This window comes from Nitrospirillum amazonense (assembly GCF_007828045.1).
Lineage (GTDB): Bacteria > Pseudomonadota > Alphaproteobacteria > Azospirillales > Azospirillaceae > Nitrospirillum > Nitrospirillum amazonense_C.
In genome coordinates, this window is record NZ_VITN01000007.1 from 135,577 (window position 1) to 154,860 (window position 19,284).

Below are 19,284 nucleotides of genomic sequence, written 5' to 3' on the forward strand. Positions count from 1 at the left end.
TCAGTTGCGCGGCGGGAAAATGCCGGACATGGCGATGCAGTAATTCGCCGTGACCCAGGGCTGCATATTCGCAACCGGCGCGCTGGCGCCACCGGCGGCGACACTGGCGGCATTCAGCGCAACCAGCGTTCCCGCCTGGGCGGCCGGAATGTAGATGGGCGTAGTGCCATTGGTATTACTCGGCAACCGGCCCGCCAGCGCCGTCCCCGGCCCGGTACCGGTAGCATTCACGACATTGGTGGAATGGGTGTGCAGCGGCAGGTTGGACGCCAGCAGCGTCACGTTTTCCGAGCCGGCGGACACGCCGACCTGCGGCTGTTGCTGGCTAACGTGGCGGGGGCTACGGCCCCGCAGATCCGGCAAGTTGAAGTTGGTGGTGCCGTTGCCGCCGTACAGAACGCCGATCAACGAGTACAGCGCCACGTTCTGCTGCAAATTCATTGTGGCGCCGTTGCACGCAGCCCAGCCCTTGGGCGCCCAGTTCCAGGTGAAAATGCGGATTTCACCGACAAATGGGTCCATCGTCCACCTCCCCTTAGCTATGATTGAGGGAATATGCGAAGGATTCTTACATTCTTAGGTAAGTCGCTTGCGAAGATACACGCGCCTACCGGCAAACACCACGCCGATAAACGCGCAAAAGGCTAGGTTTCTTATTCATCCAATGGCGGAGCCGCGCCGTTTCCTTCGGTCCCGGCCGGCACCTGCTGGGCCGGCTCTGGCGGCCGCGTCCGCAGCATCTGCAATTTGCCGCGATAGGGATGTTCGAAACGCGTCTCCGGCAGGTGCACCCGCTGCTGATGCATATAGGGCTCACGGAACCCCGGGCAGTAAGGCCGCTGGATCCCGGGCTTGAACGCCACGTCGTACAGTTCGGTCACCGGCCCGGCGATGGTCAGCCAATGGACGTTGCGGCCGGTGCGCAGATCGATGATCTGCAGGCCGCAACGCTGCTGTATGTGGCCGACCGCCAGCTTGTCGTGCAGGGCCATGCCCTTGCCGAAACTATTGGGACGCAGTTGCGACAAACCGATGACGGCGTAATCGCCGACGAAGGTCAGGCCGCGGGCGAAGCCCAGGCAATCGGCCACGGGGACGAAACCGCCCCGGTTTGGGTCGATGTACCCGAACTCCCCGGCGGCGGAATTCAACAGCCAGAGCCTATCGTGATGCCAGCGGGGGGAATGGGGCATGGAGAGGCCGTCGGCAACCACGTCACCCGAATCCAGGTCGATCACCAAGCCGCCCCCATTGCGAATGGCCTGCCACCCCAGCGCCTCATCCTGTCGCCCGCACAGGGTGGCGTAGGCCACCCGCCCGTCGCGGGCACCGATACCGTTCAGATGGCAGCGGTCTTCCGCGTTCAGCACGGACACGAAGTCCGGCATCCACAGGGGACGAAAGCTGTGCTGCTCATCCAGCGTGGCGATGCAGCTGAAGCTGGTGCTGGCGAAAACCAGGTCGTGGCGCTCGCCCATGAACGTCACATCGGCAATGATGTCATGGACGTCGCACGGCCCGACGAAATAGCCTTTGCGCGGCATGTAGACAGCACCGTAGCCCCTGCCGTCGACAACGGCCGGACCGGTGTTGGCAAACTTCCAGATCTGCTCCCGGTTGCCCACCCACAGCTTGTCGTCGTCCACGGCCAAGCCCATGGCGGTACCGACCACCCGGTCCAGCACATGCAACCGGCCTTCCACCATATAAAGGAAAATCAGGCGTCCGGACTGGTAGGTGGACAGCATCAGGCTGCCGCCCGTTCCCTCCAGCCATTCGGAAAACCCGGGGGATGGCAGGAACTGGGGCGGCTCCATCTTGTCCTGCGTGGCCACGGGGATGGAATTTTCCGCACCTGTTGTCTTGTGCGCGGGGTTTTCCACTTCGGACACCATAGCCATCCTTTTTCTATACCTTTTTGGCAGGTACGCCACCCCCTATTTCTGATGCCGCGTCACTACCCATGGATGTCTTTATCAAATTTGAGCTTCGGATTCCACCCGTTCCATGGGGCCTTGGTTAAATCCCTATTAATATTGCGTCGCATAGAAATATGATGTGCGGGGATTACCCCGAACAGGCGACGAATACGTTCGTTGGATGGTAAGAATTTCTTAATCGCCATACTTTTGAATAGGAGGGATCGGGGAAGATGGATTGCAGAAGGGCCGCGTAGCGCACTCTCACATTCAGTCACAAAAGATAGTCCTCTACAGAAGAGGCATCCCAATTTCTGATTTGACTGGCGAGTTGTGGCAACTTGTGATTTAAGCGCTATGGGGGAGCTGTTGCAGCGATGGACGGGTTTTCTGTAAAGAAAAACCCTATCTTCCGGGTACATTCTCCCGAGACCGCCTATTCCAATTGGTGAGTGCACGCCATGCCCGACGGTTCACGCCCCCCGGCCAAGACGACCCAGGCCCGCAAGAACGCCCCGCGCGCCCTGCGTCTGGCCCTCGAACCGCGCATGATGTTTGACGCCGCCGCGGCCGCCACGGCGGCGGCGGTGACCAAGACGGCGACGACGGCCACGGTGGATACGCACGCCGATACGGTCGCACATGCGGCCCTGCTGGACGCGGCCGCCAAGGCCGCCGCGGCAACGGCGATCGATACAAGCGCCACGGACAGCGGCGCCAAGGCGGCCACCACCTCTTCGGTGGCCAGCCCGACGGCCGGCGCCACCACCGATACGGCGAAGACCGGCGACACCGCGAAGACCGCCACCACGGAAACCTCCAAGGTCGCCGACACCAGCACCGCCGCCACGGTCACCCCCACGACGACGACCACGTCCACCGTGCATGAGGTGGTCATCGTCGACACCAGTGTCGCGGACTACCAGACCCTGATCGCCGGCATGGATCCGTCCGTGCCGGTCATTCTGCTGGGCGAAGGCCAGCGTACGGTCCATGGCATCGCCGAGGCGCTGTCCGGCTACAAGAACCTGGACACCATCGTCCTGGTGACCGAGGGCGGCGACGGCGGCCTCATCCTGGGCGGCAACCACGTGCTGACCGATGGCGACCTGGCCAGCCGCGCCAGCGACCTGGCGGCCATCGGCGCCTCCATGAAAACCGGCGGCGACTTCCTGCTGCTGGGTTGTTCCGTCGCCGCCACGGACACCGGTAAGCAGTTCGTTGATGATTTCGCCCGCTATCTGGGCAACGACATCGATGTCGCCGCCTCCACCGACCGCACCGGCCCCGCCGCGCTGGGCGGCGATTGGGTGCTGGAGTACACGACGGGCGCCGCCATCGACACTGTGCTGCCCTTCACCGTGACCGGCATGGAGAACATCGACCACTGCCTGGGCTGCACCGCGGGTACGCTGTCGTCGCAAGGCTACGCCTTCATCTACCATAACGGCGTCAACATCGGCGCTTATAACGCGCACTTCGACAGCACCCACAAGGGCGTCTATTTCTGGTCGACCCCCGGCCAGCCCGGTCAATGGGATTCCAACAGCACGAAGTATTACACTACCTCCCTCGCGGCCTTCCTCGCGCGGACGGACGTGTCGCAGTGCCAAGATCTTCCGACGCTGAGCGGCACGCATACCAGCACCGCGAACGACACCGCCACGGCCACGCCCTTCAGCGGCGTCAGCTTTACCGACAGCAGCAGCGGCGCCACCAGCTACAGCATCGACATCACGCTGGACGCCAACAACGGCACGCTGACCGGCACCGGCCTGACCAGCACGGACGGCACGCACTACACCCTGACCGCCAGCAGTACCGCGACGCTGCAGACGAACCTGCGCGCCCTGGTCTTCACGCCCACCGCCAATCAGGTCGCGGCGGGGGCGACCAAGGTGACGACCTTCACCTTGACGCCGAAGGACAACACCACCACCGGCACGGCCGACAGCACGTCCAAGATCACCGTCACCTCGATCAACGACGCGCCGACCCTGGACGCCAGCAAGTCACCGGCCCTGACCTCGGAAATGAATACCGTCGCCAGCACCCCCACGGGGTCCGTCGGCACGCTGGTGTCGGCATTGGTGGGCATCGGCACCGGCATAAGCAACGTCACTGATCCCGATTTCAGCGCGGCGACGGGCTTGGCCATCACCGCCACGGACACGACCAACGGCACCTGGTATTACACCACCAACAACGGCAGCACCTGGACCAGCGTCGGCACGGTCAGCGGCACCAGCGCCCTGCTGTTGAAGGCGGACGCCAGCACCCGTCTTTATTTCGCGCCCAGCAGCAGCTTCACCGGCACGGCAACCGTCACCTTCCGCGCCTGGGACCAGACCACCGGCACCGCCGGCAGCAAGGTGACGACCGCCACCAGCGGCGGGACCACCGCGTTCTCCTCCGTCACCGACACGGCCAGCATCACCGTCACCGGAGCCAACGCCGCCCCGGTGATCACCAACCTGGACACCGACACCGTCGCCTGGGTGGACGCCAGCACCGCCGTGCGGCTGGATGCCGGCACCACCGTCACCGTCAGCGACGCGGAAAACGACACCGCCGGCTGGGCCGGCGGCAGCCTCGTGGTAAAGCGGGTGACTTCCGGGGCCGCCGACGCCACCGCCAACGACGTCTTCAGCTTCGACAACAGCGTGAGCGTCAGCGGCGGCACGGTCACGGTCAACGGCCATGCGCTGAGCTTCACCAACACCGGCGGCGTGCTGACCATCAACCTCACGGCCAGCGCCACCAGCGCGGACGTGGCGGCCCTGATCCACGCGATCCAGTACGCCAACGCCACCCCCTTTGGCGACACGACCATCCGCTTCGCTGTGAACGACGGCAACAGCAACACCACCAACGCCGACGTGACGGTGACCAGTTCCGCCATCTACGTCACCACCACGGCCGACCAGAGCAGCGGCGCCGCCGCCGATGGCTTCAGCCTGCGTGAGGCGCTGGCGCGGGGCGCCGCCCAGAGCGGCGCCGATGTCATCTATCTGGACAACCTGGCCGACAACGCCGACATCCACCTGACGGGCACCATCAACGTCACCCTGGGCGACACCGACACGCTGAGCGTCACCGGCAAGACCATCACCATCGATGAAGCCAGCACCGGCGGCATGGTGCTGGCCGGGGCCGGCACGGTCAACGTTTCCGGCACCGGCGCCTCCCTCACGCTCAATGCCCCCATTTCCGGCTCGGGCAGCCTGACCAAGGCCGGCGATCAGACCCTGAGCCTGGCTGGCACCAACACCTACACCGGCCTGACGACCGTCAGCGCCGGCACCCTGGAACTGCCCAACGGCAACGGCATCGCCAACGCCGGTGCGGTGTCGGTGTCGACGGGCGCCAAGCTGTTCCTGAACGGCAGCGACGAGACCATCGGCGCGCTGAGTGGCGCCGGCACGGTGACGCTGAACAGCGGCACCCTGACGGTGACGGTCGGCGGCAGTAACACGTCCACCTTCTCCGGCATTATCCAGGATTTCGACACCGCCAACGGCCTGACCGGCAACCTGACCAAGGCCGGTACCGGCACCCTGGTCCTGTCGGGCGCCAACACCTTCACCGGCACGGCCACCGCCACGGCCGGCACCCTGTCGCTCAGCGGCGGCAGCGCCATCGCCGACAACGATACCGTGTCGGTGGCCTCAGGCGCCACCCTGGCCCTGTCGGCCAACGAGACCGTCGGTTCCATCGCCGGCGCCGGGTCCATCACGCTGGGCGCCAACACCCTGACGGTGGCCGGCGGCACCTTCACCGGCGTGCTCAGCGGCATCGGCGGCCTGACCAAGACCGGCTCGGGCCAGCTGTCGCTGTCGGGCAGCAGCACCTACACCGGCGCCACCACCATCACCGGCGGGACGCTGCAGGTCACCAACGGCACCGCCCTGTCGGACAGCACCGCCGTGTCGGTGGGCGCCAGCGGCACCTTCCGGCTGCAGAACTTCAACGAGACGGTCGGGTCGCTGAGCGGTTCAGGCACGGTTACGCTGAACGGCGGCACCCTCACCTTGGGTGGAGACAACACCAGCGGCGCCTTCTCCGGTATCATCCAGGACGGCGCCAACCCCGGTGGCATCACCAAGGCCGGCACGGGCACCTTCACCCTGTCGGGCACCAACACCTATACCGGCGTGACCACGGTCAGCGCCGGCACCCTGGTGGCCAGCAGCGACGGCGCCCTGGGCAGCAGCAGCGGCGCCACCACCGTCGCCAGCGGTGCCGCCCTGTCGCTGGGCAGCGGCGTGACCATCGCCGACGCCCTGACCATCGCCGGCTCCGGCATCTCCTCCGGCGGCGCGCTGATCCTGTCCACCGGCAACGCCACCCTGTCCGGCAACCTGACCCTGTCGGCGGCTGCCACCGTCACCGTGGCCGACGCCTCCACCCTGACCGTGGGCGGCACGGTTAGCGGCGCCTTCAGCCTCACCCGCAGCTTCGGCAACGGCGCCCTGGTGCTGACCGCCAACAACAGCAGCGGCAGCACCAACCTGAATATCCAGAACGGCACGCTGTCCATCACCGACCAGACCAACCTGACCACCGGCACGCTGACCCTGAACATGGGCAACACCGGCGTCGGCGGCCTGCTGGTCACCGGCAGCAACGTCACGATTTCCAAGAACATCATCCTGGGCGCCAGCGGCGGCATCATCAGCAACGCAAACGCCCTGACCCTGTCCGGCAACATCACCGGCGGCGTCAGCAGCAACGCCAGCCACGTCATCAGCCTGACCAAGGTCGGCGCCGGCACGCTGACCCTGTCCGGCGCCAACACCTACACCAGTTCCACCGGTGCCTTGGGCGCCACCATGGTGTCCGCCGGCACCCTCAGCGTCACCAACAGCACCAACCTGGGCAGCACCACCATCAAGGGCGCCGTCATCCTGAACGGCGGCGCGCTGGAGGTGACGGGCAGCAGTGTCACCCTGCCCAACGCCATCGTCCTCAACGCCAACGGCACCATCACCGCGGACGACAGCGCCACCCTATCCGGCGTCATCTCCGGCTCGCGTAATCTGACCCTGAACGGCGCGGGCACGCTGGCCCTCAGCGGCGCCAATACCTACACCGGTACCACCACCGTGTCGGCCGGTACGCTCAGCATCGCCGCCGCAGCCAACATCAGCAGCGCCGCGCTGACCCTGGACGGCGGCACCCTCACCGTGACCGGCGCCACCGTTACCCTGGCCAACGCCGTCACCCTGAGCACCAACGGCGGCACGGTCAGCACCGCCAACGCCCTGACCCTGTCGGGCGTGGTCAGCGGGTCGGGTGATCTGACCCTGAACGGCGGCGGCACCATCACGCTGTCGGGCACCAATACCTACACCGGCGACACGACGGTGCGCGACGCCACCCTGAGCATCGCCGCCGCCGCCAACCTGGGCGGCAGCACCCTGACGCTGAACGGCGGCACCCTCACGGTCACCGGATCCAACGTCAGCCTGAGCCAGGCTCTCACCCTCGGCGTCAACGATGGCACCATCAGCACCGCCAACACCCTGACCCTGTCCGGCGTCATCAGCGGTTCCGGCAATCTGACCTCGGCGGGCAGCGGCACCCTGATCCTGTCGGGAACCAACACCTACGCCGGTACCACCACCATCAGCGCCGGCACGCTGGAGGCCGCCAGCAGCGGCGTCCTAGGCAGCGGCGGCACGACGATCACGTCCACCGGCACCCTGGTCCTTGACGATGGCGTGACCATCGCCGGCAACCTGTCCGTCGCGGGCAACGGCGGCGTGACCGTCAATAGCGGCAGCGCCACGGTGTCCGGCAACGTGACGCTGACGGCCGATGCGCACATGAACGTGGTGGCCAGCAACGCCACCTTGACCCTTAGCGGCACCCTGGGCGGCGCCTTTACGCTCTACAAGGACAGCGGCACCGGCACCCTGGTGCTGAGCGGCACCAACAGCGCCGCCGCCACCAACCTGAACATCGCCACCGGCACCCTGTCGATCGCCGGTCAGTCCAATTTGACCAATGGCACCCTGACCCTGAACGGCGGCACGATGGCGGTGACCGGGTCCGCCGTGACCATCAGCAAGGCCATCACCCTGGGCGCCGATGGCGGCACCATCAGCAACGCCAACGCCCTGACCCTGTCGGGCATCATCAGCAGCACGGGCGGCCTGACCAAAACGGGCGCCGGCACGCTGACCCTGTCGGCCGCCAACACCTACAGCGGCACGACGACGATCATGGCCGGCACGTTGGCCGTGGCCAGCCTGGGCAGCAGCTCGTCCCTGATCTTCAACGGTGGCACGCTGGCATCCACGGCCACCGTCTCCAGTTCCACCGCCGTCACCATCAACGCCGGCGGCGGTACCATCAATGTCACCAACGGCCAGATCACCCTGAGCGGCGGCGTCAGCGGCACCGGCGCGCTGGATATCAAGAGCACCACCCCGGGCAACGCCCTGAAGCTGTCGGGCAATAACACCTTCAGCGGCGGCGTCACGCTGGATGGCGGCGTCCTCGACATCTCCAGCAACACCGCCCTGGGCACCGGCACCCTGACCGTCAACGGCGGCAAGATCCGCAGCACGACGGACCCGAGCCCCAGTACATACAACCTGGCCAACAACCTGGTGCTGAACGCCGATCTGGTGATGGCCGGCAGCTATGCCCTGGCCTTCGCCGGCACGGTCGACCTGGGCGGCGGCACCCGCATCATTAACGACCAGCTAGGCAGTTCACAAAACCTTACCTTCTCCGGTGTGGTCAGCAACGGCAGCCTGAACATCGCCTCCCAGGTCAACAGCGGCACCTACGCCTCGGTGGTGCTGACCAACACTGCCAACACCTACACCAACGTCACCGTCACCACGGGCACCCTCAGCATCGCCGGTGCCGGCAGCCTGGGCAGCGGCACCGTCACCATGGCCGGCGGCACCCTGCTGATCAACGGCGCCGCCAGCATCACCAAGAACATCGCCGTCACCGCCAGCTCCGCCATCCAGGTGGCCAGCGGCAACGCCGCCACCCTGTCGGGCGTCATCTCCGGCAGCACCGGCACCTTGACGCTGAGCAGCGGCACCGGCGCCACCGATGGCCTGACCCTGTCCGGCGCCAACACCTATACCGGCGCCCTCAGCATCAGCGCCGGCAAGGTAACCGCCAGCGGTGGTAGCGCCATCGGCGATACCGCCGCGGTCACCGTCGCCAGCGGCGCCACGCTGACCCTGGCCGCCAGCGAAACCATCGGCTCGCTGGCCGGTGCCGGCACCGTCGCGCTGGGCACCAGCATCCTGACGGCGGGCGGCAACAACACCAGCACCATCTTCTCCGGCGCCATCACCGGCACCGGCGGCCTGACCAAGGCTGGCACCGGTACCTTGGAATTGTCGGGCACCAACACCTATACCGGCGCCACCACCATCAACGCCGGCCAGGTCACGGTGTCCAGCGGCAGCGCCATCAGCGACAGCAGCGCCGTATCGGTCGCCTCGGGCGCCACCCTGTTGCTGTACGCCAGCAATGAAACCGTGGGATCGCTCAGTGGCGCCGGCACGGTTACGCTGAACGGCGGCACGTTGACCGTGGGTGGGGACAACACCAGCGGCACCTTCTCTGGCGTCCTTGAGGACGGCGGCCTCGCCGGTGGCATCACCAAGGCCGGCACGGGCACCCTGACCCTGTCGGGCACCAACACCTACACCGGCACCACCACGGTCAGCGCCGGCACGCTGGAGGCCGCCAGCAGCGGCGCCCTGGGCAGCAGCAGCGGCGCCACCACCGTCGCCAGCGGTGCCGCCCTGTCGCTGGGCAGCGGCGTGACCATCGCCGACGCCCTGACCATCGCCGGCTCCGGCATCTCCTCCGGCGGCGCGCTGATCCTGTCCACCGGCAACGCCACCCTGTCCGGCAACCTGACCCTGTCGGCGGCCGCCACCGTCACCGTGGCCGACGCCTCCACCCTGACCGTGGGCGGCACGCTGGCCGGCGCCTTCAGCCTCACCCGCAGCTTCGGCAACGGCGCCCTGGTGCTGACCGCCAACAACAGCAGCGGCAGCACCAACCTGAATATCCAGAACGGCACGCTGTCCATCACCGATCAGACCAACCTGACCACCGGCACGCTGACCCTGAACATGGGCAACACCGGCGTCGGCGGCCTGCTGGTCACCGGCAGCAACGTCACGATTTCCAAGAACATCATCCTGGGCGCCAGCGGCGGCATCATCAGCAACGCCAACGCCCTGACCCTGTCCGGCAACATCACCGGCGGCGTCAGCAGCAACGCCAGCCACGTCATCAGCCTGACCAAGGTCGGCGCCGGCACGCTGACCCTGTCCGGCGCCAACACCTATACCAGTTCCACCGGTGCCTTGGGCGCCACCATGGTGTCCGCCGGCACCCTCAGCGTCACCAACAGCACCAACCTGGGCAGCACCAACGGCGCCGTCATCCTGAACGGCGGCGCGCTGGAGGTGACGGGCAGTAGTGTCACCCTGCCCAACGCCATCGTCCTCAACGCCAACGGCACCATCAGCGCCACCAACAGCGCCACGCTGTCCGGCGTCATCTCCGGTTCCCGCAACCTGACCCTGAACGGCGTGGGCACGCTGGCCCTCAGCGGCGCCAACACCTACACCGGCACCACCACCGTCACCAACGGCACCCTCAGCATCGCCGCCGCCGCCAACATCAGCAGCGCCGCCCTGACCCTCGACGGCGGCACCCTCACCGTGACCGGCGCCACCGTTACCCTGGCCAACGCCGTCACCCTGAGCACCAACGGCGGCACGGTCAGCACCGCCAACGCCCTGACCCTGTCGGGCGTGGTCAGCGGATCGGGTGACTTGACCCTGAACGGCGGCGGCGCCTTCACGCTGTCCGGCACCAACACCTATACCGGCGACACGACGGTGCGCGACGCCACCCTGAGCATCGCCGCCGCCGCCAACCTGGGCGGCAGCACCCTGACGCTGAATGGCGGCACCCTCACGGTCACCGGAACCAACGTCAGCCTGAGCCAAGCACTCACCCTCGGCGTCAACGATGGCACCATCAGCACCGCCAACACCCTGACCCTGAGCGGTGTCATCAGCGGTTCCGGCAGCCTGTTCAAAAGCGGAACCGGTACCGTCACCCTGTCGGGCACCAGCAGCGGCTATACCAGCACCACCTCCGTTCAGGCGGGCGCCCTGGCGCTGACAGGTTCGGTTGGCGGCGATGTCAGCGTTCAGAGCGGCGCCACCCTGGCCGGCACCGGTACCGTTGGCGGCAACCTGCGGGTCTATGGCGGCGGCACCCTGGCCCCCGGCGTCGACGGCGTGAACAACGGCATCGGCACCCTGACCGTCACGGGCGACGTGAACCTGGGCGGCGCCCTGCAAATCCAGGTCGCCGGCGTCTCCGGCAACAATGACGTGTTGAGCGTGGGCGGCAACGTCGTGCTGAACGACGGCTCGGGCCATACCGGTACCCTGACGCTGAGCGCCGTTGGCGGCTACACGGCGGCACTGGGCGACAGCTTCACCATCGTCAACAACACCGGCAGCGGCACCACCGACACCACCGCCTTCGGCAATCTGGACAGCAACGGGCGTGCGGACCTTAGCGGCGGCAAGGCGCTGATCATCAACAGCGGCGGCACCGGCAACGATATCGTGGCCAGCGTCCTCAACGCCGCCCCGACCCTGAGCACCACGCCGGCCAGCGCCCCCGGGTTCACCGAGGGCGGCAGTGCGGTATCCCTGTTCAGTGGCACCACCATCAGCACGGTGGAGGCCGGCCAGAGCATCCACGCGCTGACGCTGACCGTCGGCGGCCTGGCCGACAGCACGTCGGAGGTGCTGACCATCGACGGCACCGCCGTGACCCTGACCAACGGCGCCAGCGTGACCACCAGCGCCAACGGCTATGCCGTCAGCGTCTCGGTCACCGGCACGACCGCCACCGTCACCATCACCAAGGCCGGCGACTTCTCCGCCGCCGCCGCCCAGACCCTGGTCAACGGCCTCACCTACCAGAACACCAGCCAGGATCCCACCGCCGGCAGCGGTCGCACCGTCACCCTGACCAGCATCCAGGACAACGGCGGCACCGCCAATGGCGGCGCGGACACCACCACGCTGACCGCCAGCACCACCGTTACCATCACCCCGGTCAATGACGCCCCCACCCTGCCCAGCAGCGGCGCGGCCGCCACCATCCCGGCTACGCCCATCAACACGACCAGTACCGCGGTCACCGTTTCCAGCATCTTGGGCGACGCCGGCTACGCCGACGTCGACGGCCATGGCGTCTCGGGTATCGCCATCACCGGGCTGTCCGGCGCCGGCACCTGGCAGTATTCCACCGACGGCACGAACTGGTTCGGCGTCGGCACCATTTCCACCAGCGGCGGCCTGTTGCTGAACAGCACCGCCCAGCTGCGCTATGTGCCCGACGGCAGCACGGCGGAAACCGCCACGCTGACCTTCAAGGCCTGGGACGAGACCACCGGCACGGCCAGCAGCGGCAGCACGCGCCATACAGCCGACACCACCACCAACGGCGACGCCACCGCCTACTCGGCCAACAACGGTACGCTCAGCGTCGAAACGCAGGGCGCGGTGATGACGGCCGGCGGGTCCGTCACCTATGTCGAGGCCGGTACCGCCGGCGTCATCGACACCACCATCACCGTCAGCGATTCCGTCACCAACACCCTATCCAGCGCCACGGTGACCATCGGCAGCGTGGTGGCGGGCGACGTGCTGTCCTTCACCAACACGGCCAACATCACCGGCAGCTATGACAGCAGCACCGGCGTGCTGACCCTGACGGGCAGCGACACTCTGGCCAACTACCAGGCGGCCCTGCGCAGCATCACCTTCAGTTCCACCAGCCAGGACCCGACCCTGGGCGGCACCCGCACCAGCCGCACCGTCAGCTGGTCGGTGAACGACGGCATCGCCCCGTCAGCCACCGTCACCAGCACCGTCACCATCACCGCCGTCAACGACGCGCCGACCCTGAGCACCTCCCCCGCCAGCAGCCCGGTCTTCACCGAGGGCGGCAGTGCCGTGAGCCTGTTCAGCGGCACCACCATCAGCGCGATCGAGGCCGGCCAGAAGATCAGCGGCCTGACGCTGACCGTCGGCGGCTTGGCCGATGGCACGTCAGAGGTCCTGTCCATCGACGGCCAGGACATCGCCCTGACCGACGGCACCAGCATCACCACCACCGCCAACGGCTATGGCGTCGCGATCTCGGTGACCTCCGGCACCGCCACCGTCACCATTACCAAGTCGGGCGGCGCCACCGCCGCCGCGGCCCAGACCCTGGTCGATGGCCTGACCTACAAGGATACCAGCAGCGACCCGACGGCCGGCAGCGGGCGCACCGTCACCCTGACCGCCATCCAGGACGACGGCGGCACGGCGAACAGCGGCCATGACACCACCACCCTGACCGCCGGCACCACCGTCACGCTGCACCCGGTCAACCAGGCGCCCAGCCTGTCCACCACGCCGGCGACCAGCCCCAACTATGTCGAGGGCGCCAACGCCATCGCGCTGTTCAGCGGCACGACCGTCAGCACCAGTGAGGCGAGCCAGAGCGTCCACGCCATCACCCTGACGGTGGGTGGCTTGGCCGACGGCGCCTCGGAAACCCTGAGCATCGACGGCCAGAGCGTGGCGCTGACCAACGGCAACAGCGCCACCACCACGGCCAACGGCTATTCGGTCAGCGTCTCGGTGACCAGCGGCACCGCCACCGTCACCATCACCAAGTCGGGCGACTTCTCCACCGCCGCCGCCCAGACCCTGGTCGATGGCCTGGCCTACAAGAACCTCAGCGACGATCCCACGGCCGGCAGCGGCCGCACCGTCACCCTGACCAGCGTCCAGGACAATGGCGGCACGGCCAACGGCGGCGCGGACAGCGCCACCCTGACCGCCAGCACCACCGTCACCATCACCCCGGTCAACGACGCCCCCACCCTGCCCGGCAGCGGGGCGACCGCGAGCATCCCGGCCACGCCCATCAACGCGGCCAGCAGCGCCGTCGCCGTGTCCGGCATCCTGAGCAGCGCCGGCTATGCCGACCCCGACGCGCACGGCGTGTCCGGCATCGCCATCACCGGCCTCACCGGCAACGGCACCTGGCAGTATTCCACCGACGGCGGCACCACCTGGAACGATGTCGACACCATCGCCAGCCAGGTCTCCACCACCCGGGCCCTGCTGCTGGACAGCAGCGCCAAGCTGCGCTACCTCCCCAACGGCAGCACGGTGGAAACCGCCGCCGTCACCTTCAAGGCCTGGGATGAGACCACCGGCACCGCCACCAGCGGCGGAACCCGGCGGACGGCCGACACCACGACCACCGGCGGCACCACCGCCTATTCCACCAACAACGGCACGCTCAGCATCGATGCCCAAGGCGCCACGGCCACGGCCGGCGGCACCAGCGGCTATACCGAGCCCGGCGCCGGCGCCGCCATCGACACGACCGTCACCCTGACCGACAGCGCCAGCGCCAACCTGACCAGCGCCACGGTGACCATCGGCACGGTGGTGGCTGGCGACGTCCTGACCTTCGTCAACCAGAACGGCATCAGCGGCAGCTACGACGCCAGCACCGGCGTGCTGACCCTGACCGGCAGCGCCAGCGTCGCCGACTATCAGGCGGCCCTGCGCAGCGTCACCTTCAGCTCCACCAGCCAGGACCCGACCCTGGGCGGCACCCGCACCAGCCGCACCGTCAGCTGGCAGGTGAACGACGGCATCGCCCCCTCGGCCACCGTCACCAGCACGGTCACCATCACCGCCGTCAACGACGCGCCCGTGCTGACCGTGCCGGGCGCCCAGACCATCACCGACACCTTGGGCCATGGCCTGAGCGTCAGCGTGGCCGACCCCGATGCCGGAACCGGCATCGAGACCGTGACCCTGGGCGCCGGCAAGGGCACCCTGGCGGTCACCGCCTCGGGTTCCGCCAACGTCGTCGGCAGCGGCACGGGCAGCATCACCATCACCGGCACCCTGTCGGACGTGAACGCCACCCTGGCCACCCTGACCTACACCACCACGGTGACGGCCAGCGACAGCGACACCATCACCATCGGTGTCAACGATGGCGGCAACACCGGTACCGGCGGCGCGCTGTCGGACAGCAAGACCATCGCCGTCACCCTGACCGGCAATGCCGCGCCCACCATCAGCGTGGCTGGCACGCAGAGCATCACCGACACCAACAGCCACGCCATCACCGGCGTGGGCGTGACCGACAGCCTGGCGGGCAACACCGTCACCGCCACCGTGTCCGACCTGCACGGCAACCTGGGCTTCACCGCCGCAGGCTCCGCCAGCGTCACTGGCGCCGGCACGGGCAGCGTCACCATCACCGGCAGCCTGGCCGACGTGAACGCCACCCTGGCCACCCTGAGCTACGCCACCACCGCGACGGCCACGGGAACGGATACCATCACCGTTACCATCAATGACGGCGGCGGCAGCCTGATCGGCGGGGCCAAGTCGGCCACGCAGACCATCGCGGTGAACCTGACCGGCAACGACACGCCGTCCCTGGCCCTGCCGGGTGGTCAGAGCTATGTCGATCAGGCCGGCCACGCCATCACCGGTGTGGCCATCACCGACGTGCTGCCGGGCGGCACCGTCACGGCCACCGTGTCCGACCTGCACGGCAACCTCAGCTTCACCGCCGCGGGGTCCGCCACCGTCACCGGCGGCGGTACGGGCAGCGTCACCATCACCGGCAGCCTGGCCGACGTGAACGCCACCCTGGCCACCTTGACCTACGCCACCACCCTGTCAACCATCGGCAGCGATACCATCACCGTCGCCGTCAACGATGGTGGCACGGCCCGCATCGGCGGGGCGAAGTCCACCAGCGGCACCATCGCCGTGGCCATCGCCACCAACGACACGCCGGTCCTGACCGTGGCCGGGGCGCAGGCCTACACCGACACCAACGCCCATGCCATCACCGGTGTCAGCGTCGCCGACACCTACAGCGGCACCATCACCGCCACCGTTTCCGATCTGCATGGCAATCTGGGCTTCACCGCCGCGGGTGCCGCCAGCGTCACCGGTGCTGGCACGGGCAGCGTCACGATCACCGGCAGTCTGGCCGACGTGAACGCCACCCTGGCCAGCCTGACCTATGCCACCACGGCGACCACCACCGGCAGCGACACCATCACCGTCACCGTCAATGACGGCGGCGGCAGCCTGATCGGCGGCGCCAAGTCCGCCACCCAAACCATCGCGGTCAACCTGACCGGCAACGACACCCCGGTCCTGACCGTGGCGGGGGCGCAGAGCTACAGCGACACCAGCGCCCACGCCATCACCGGCGTGAGCATCAGCGACACCCTGCAAGGCAACACCGTCACCGCCACCGTGTCGGACCTGCGCGGCAATCTGGGCTTCACCGCTTCCGGTGCCGCCAGCGTCACCGGCGCCGGCACGGGCAGCGTCACCATCACCGGCAGCCTGGCCGACGTGAACGCCACCTTGGCCACCCTGACCTACGCCACCACGGCGACGGCCACCGGCGGCGACACCATCACCGTCAGCGTCAATGACGGCGGCACCGCCCGCATCGGCGGCGCCAAATCCACCGTCCAGACCATCGCGGTCAACCTGACCGGCAACGACACGCCGGTCCTGACCGTGGCCGGGACGCAGACCTATACCGACACCAACGTCCACGCCATCACCGGCGTCAGTGTCAGCGACAGCCTGCAGGGCAGCACCGTCACCGCCGCCCTGATCGCCACCCAGGGCAACATTTCCGTCACCGCCTCCGGCGGCGCCACGGTGTCGGGCAGCGGCAGCGGCGTGGTTTCCATCACCGGCAGCCTGGCCGACGTGAATGCCACCCTGGCCACGCTGAGCTATGCCACGACCGCCACAACCACGGGCGCGGACGTCCTGACCGTGGCGCTGAGCGATGGCGGCAGCAACCGCATCGGTGGCGCCAAATCAACCGTGCAGACCATCACCATCAACCTGACGGGCAACGACACCCCGGTCCTGACCGTGGCCGGGGCGCAGAGCTATAACGACACCAACGCCCACGCCATCACGGGCGTCAGCATCAGCGACAGCCTGACCGGCACCTCGGTCACGGCCACGGTGACGGCCACTAAAGGCAATGTCGCCGCCATCGCGTCGGGCGCCGCCACCCTGGCCGGCAACGGCACGGGCAGCCTGACCATCACGGGCAGCCTGGCCGACGTGAACGCCACCCTGGCCAGCTTGACCTATGCCACCACGGCGACGGCCACCGGCAGCGACACCATCACCGTCACCGCCGACGACGGCGGCACCGCCCGCATCGGCGGGGCGAAGTCCACCGTCCAGACCATCGCGGTCAGCCTGACCGGCAACGACACGCCCGTGGTGACCGTGCCGGGCGGCCAGAGCTACAACGACACCGACGCCCACGCCATCACCGGCATCAGCGTCAGCGACACCCTGTCGGGCAACGCGGTCACGGTGGCCCTACTGGCCGGCAAGGGCAACGTCACGGTCACCGCCTCCGGCGGCGCCACGGTGTCGGGCAACGGCAGCGGCGTGGTTTCCATCACCGGCAACGTGGCGGACGTGAACGCCACCCTGGCCAGCCTGACCTACGCCACCACCGCCACAACCACGGACACCGACACCCTCACGGTGGCCATCAGTGATGGCGGCACCAGCCGCATCGGCGGCGTGAAGTCCGCCGTGCGCACGGTGGCCATCAGCCTGACCGGCAACGACACGCCCGTCCTGACCTTGCCAGGCGCCCAGAACCTGTCCGCCACCGGCAACCAGGCCATCACCGGCATCAGCGTCAGCGACACCCTGATCGGCGGCACCATCAGCGTCCTGGTGAAGGACGGCTTTGACGGGCAACTGGTCATGGCGGCCTCGGGCGCCGCCACCCTGACCGGCAACGGCACGGGCACGGTCATCGTCCGCGGCAGTGTGGCCGACGTGAACGCCACCCTGTCCACCCTGAACCTGACCCCCGCCACCACCGGCAACGACATCATTACCGTGACCGTCAGCGACGGTGGCACGACCCGGGTGGGCGGCGCCAAGACGGCCAGCGGCATCATCGGCGTGACCATCAACCCGGTGGTGGTGCCACAGCCCCCGGCCACGACGACCACCACCACAACGACGACCACAACCACGACGGCACCGACAACCACGTCGACCAGCACCTTGATCGTGACGCCCACGGTGGCCGCGACCAGCACCGCGACGACCACCGTGGTCCTGACCCAAACGGTGGGCACGGGCAACGCCGGCGTCAGCGGCACACCCAGCGCGGGCCTGAGCGGAAACAGCGTCATCGGCACCAGCGCGACCAGCACAACGACAACGTCGACCGCCACCACCAGCATCATCACGGCGTTGGCGACCGACAGCAGCACGTCGACCAGCACCAGCCGGCCGACGACCACCACAACGGCCGCTGGCTCAACGACCGTCACCCCAACCACCTCTGGCACAACCGCTGCCGGCACAACGGGGGGCAGTGCGACGCCCACCCCCACGACGGCGACCACGACCACCGGGGCCGCGACGACCGGCACGACGGCCACCTCCGCCGCCGCCATCAGCGCCGGCACCGGCGTGGTCGCCATCACCTCCGCCACCAGCGGCACCACCCCGTTGACCCTGGCCAGCCAGGTCGGCAACCAAGTGGTCATCGCCGGCCAGCAAGTGACCTTCCAGCTGCCGCAGGGCACCTTCCAGAGCAGCGACCCCCAGGTGACGCTGGAAGCGCGGCAGGCCAACGGCGAGCCGCTGCCCGCGTGGCTGACCTTCAACCCGGCCAACGGCACCTTCAGCGGCCAGCCGCCGGCGGGCGAGACCAGCACCGTCGCCATCACCGTCACGGCGCGCGACAGTAACGGCAACGTCGCCGAGGCCAAGTTCAACATGGCGGTGGGCCAGCAGCAGAACGGCACCGGCGGACCCGGCGGGCAAGGCCCGCAGGGACCGGGGAACCGCGCCCCGCAGCAGCATGCCGCCAATGACCCGGCGACCGCCGTTCCCGCCGATCTGAACCCGGTACAGTTGGCCGCCTATACCGGCCGTGACGCGGCGGCCCAGGATCTGGCCGCCAAGATCGCCAACGGCACCGGCAAGGCACCGGCGGGTAAGCTGTCGCTGACGGCGCAGCTTCAGGCCGCCGCCCAGGCGCAGAAGGCCGTCGGCTTCGGTGCCGGCACCTTCGGCGCCACCCCGCACCACGGCATCGTCGACGACACCGTGTCCCTTCTCGCCAGCTTGCTGGACGTGTTCGGCGGCACCGCCCCGCAGCACGGCCCGGCCCTCCCCGCCCACCACGCTTCCACCACCACGACCGCCTGAGGCTC

At 68.2% G+C, this 19,284-nt stretch carries 3 protein-coding genes; 1 reads left to right on the top strand and 2 read right to left on the bottom strand.

The genetic code is table 11. From position 1 onward, the window contains the following. A complete protein-coding gene (locus FBZ89_RS13615) occupies positions 1-522 on the bottom strand; it encodes a phage tail protein (protein WP_145750512.1) in 522 nt (173 codons plus the stop codon). Positions 523-653: 131 nt separating this feature from the next. After that, positions 654-1,901 carry a TIGR03032 family protein gene (locus FBZ89_RS13620; RefSeq protein WP_145750513.1) on the bottom strand — a complete coding sequence of 416 codons (1,248 nt, stop codon included), beginning with the start codon at positions 1,899-1,901 and terminating at the stop codon, positions 654-656. A 479-nt stretch (positions 1,902-2,380) separates the two neighbouring features. Between FBZ89_RS13620 and FBZ89_RS31930 the strand changes: the two genes are divergently transcribed. Continuing rightward, positions 2,381-19,279 (top strand): autotransporter-associated beta strand repeat-containing protein, encoded by a 16,899-nt coding sequence (locus FBZ89_RS31930; protein ID WP_145750514.1) that lies wholly within the window; start codon positions 2,381-2,383, stop codon positions 19,277-19,279. Positions 19,280-19,284: the final 5 nt, after the last annotated feature.

Coding starts and splice junctions, on each gene's coding strand:
- FBZ89_RS13615 (WP_145750512.1), bottom strand. CDS start 522: ATGGACCCATTTGTCGGTGAAATCCGCATTTTCACCTGGAACTGGGCG.
- FBZ89_RS13620 (WP_145750513.1), bottom strand. CDS start 1,901: ATGGCTATGGTGTCCGAAGTGGAAAACCCCGCGCACAAGACAACAGGT.
- FBZ89_RS31930 (WP_145750514.1), top strand. CDS start 2,381: ATGCCCGACGGTTCACGCCCCCCGGCCAAGACGACCCAGGCCCGCAAG.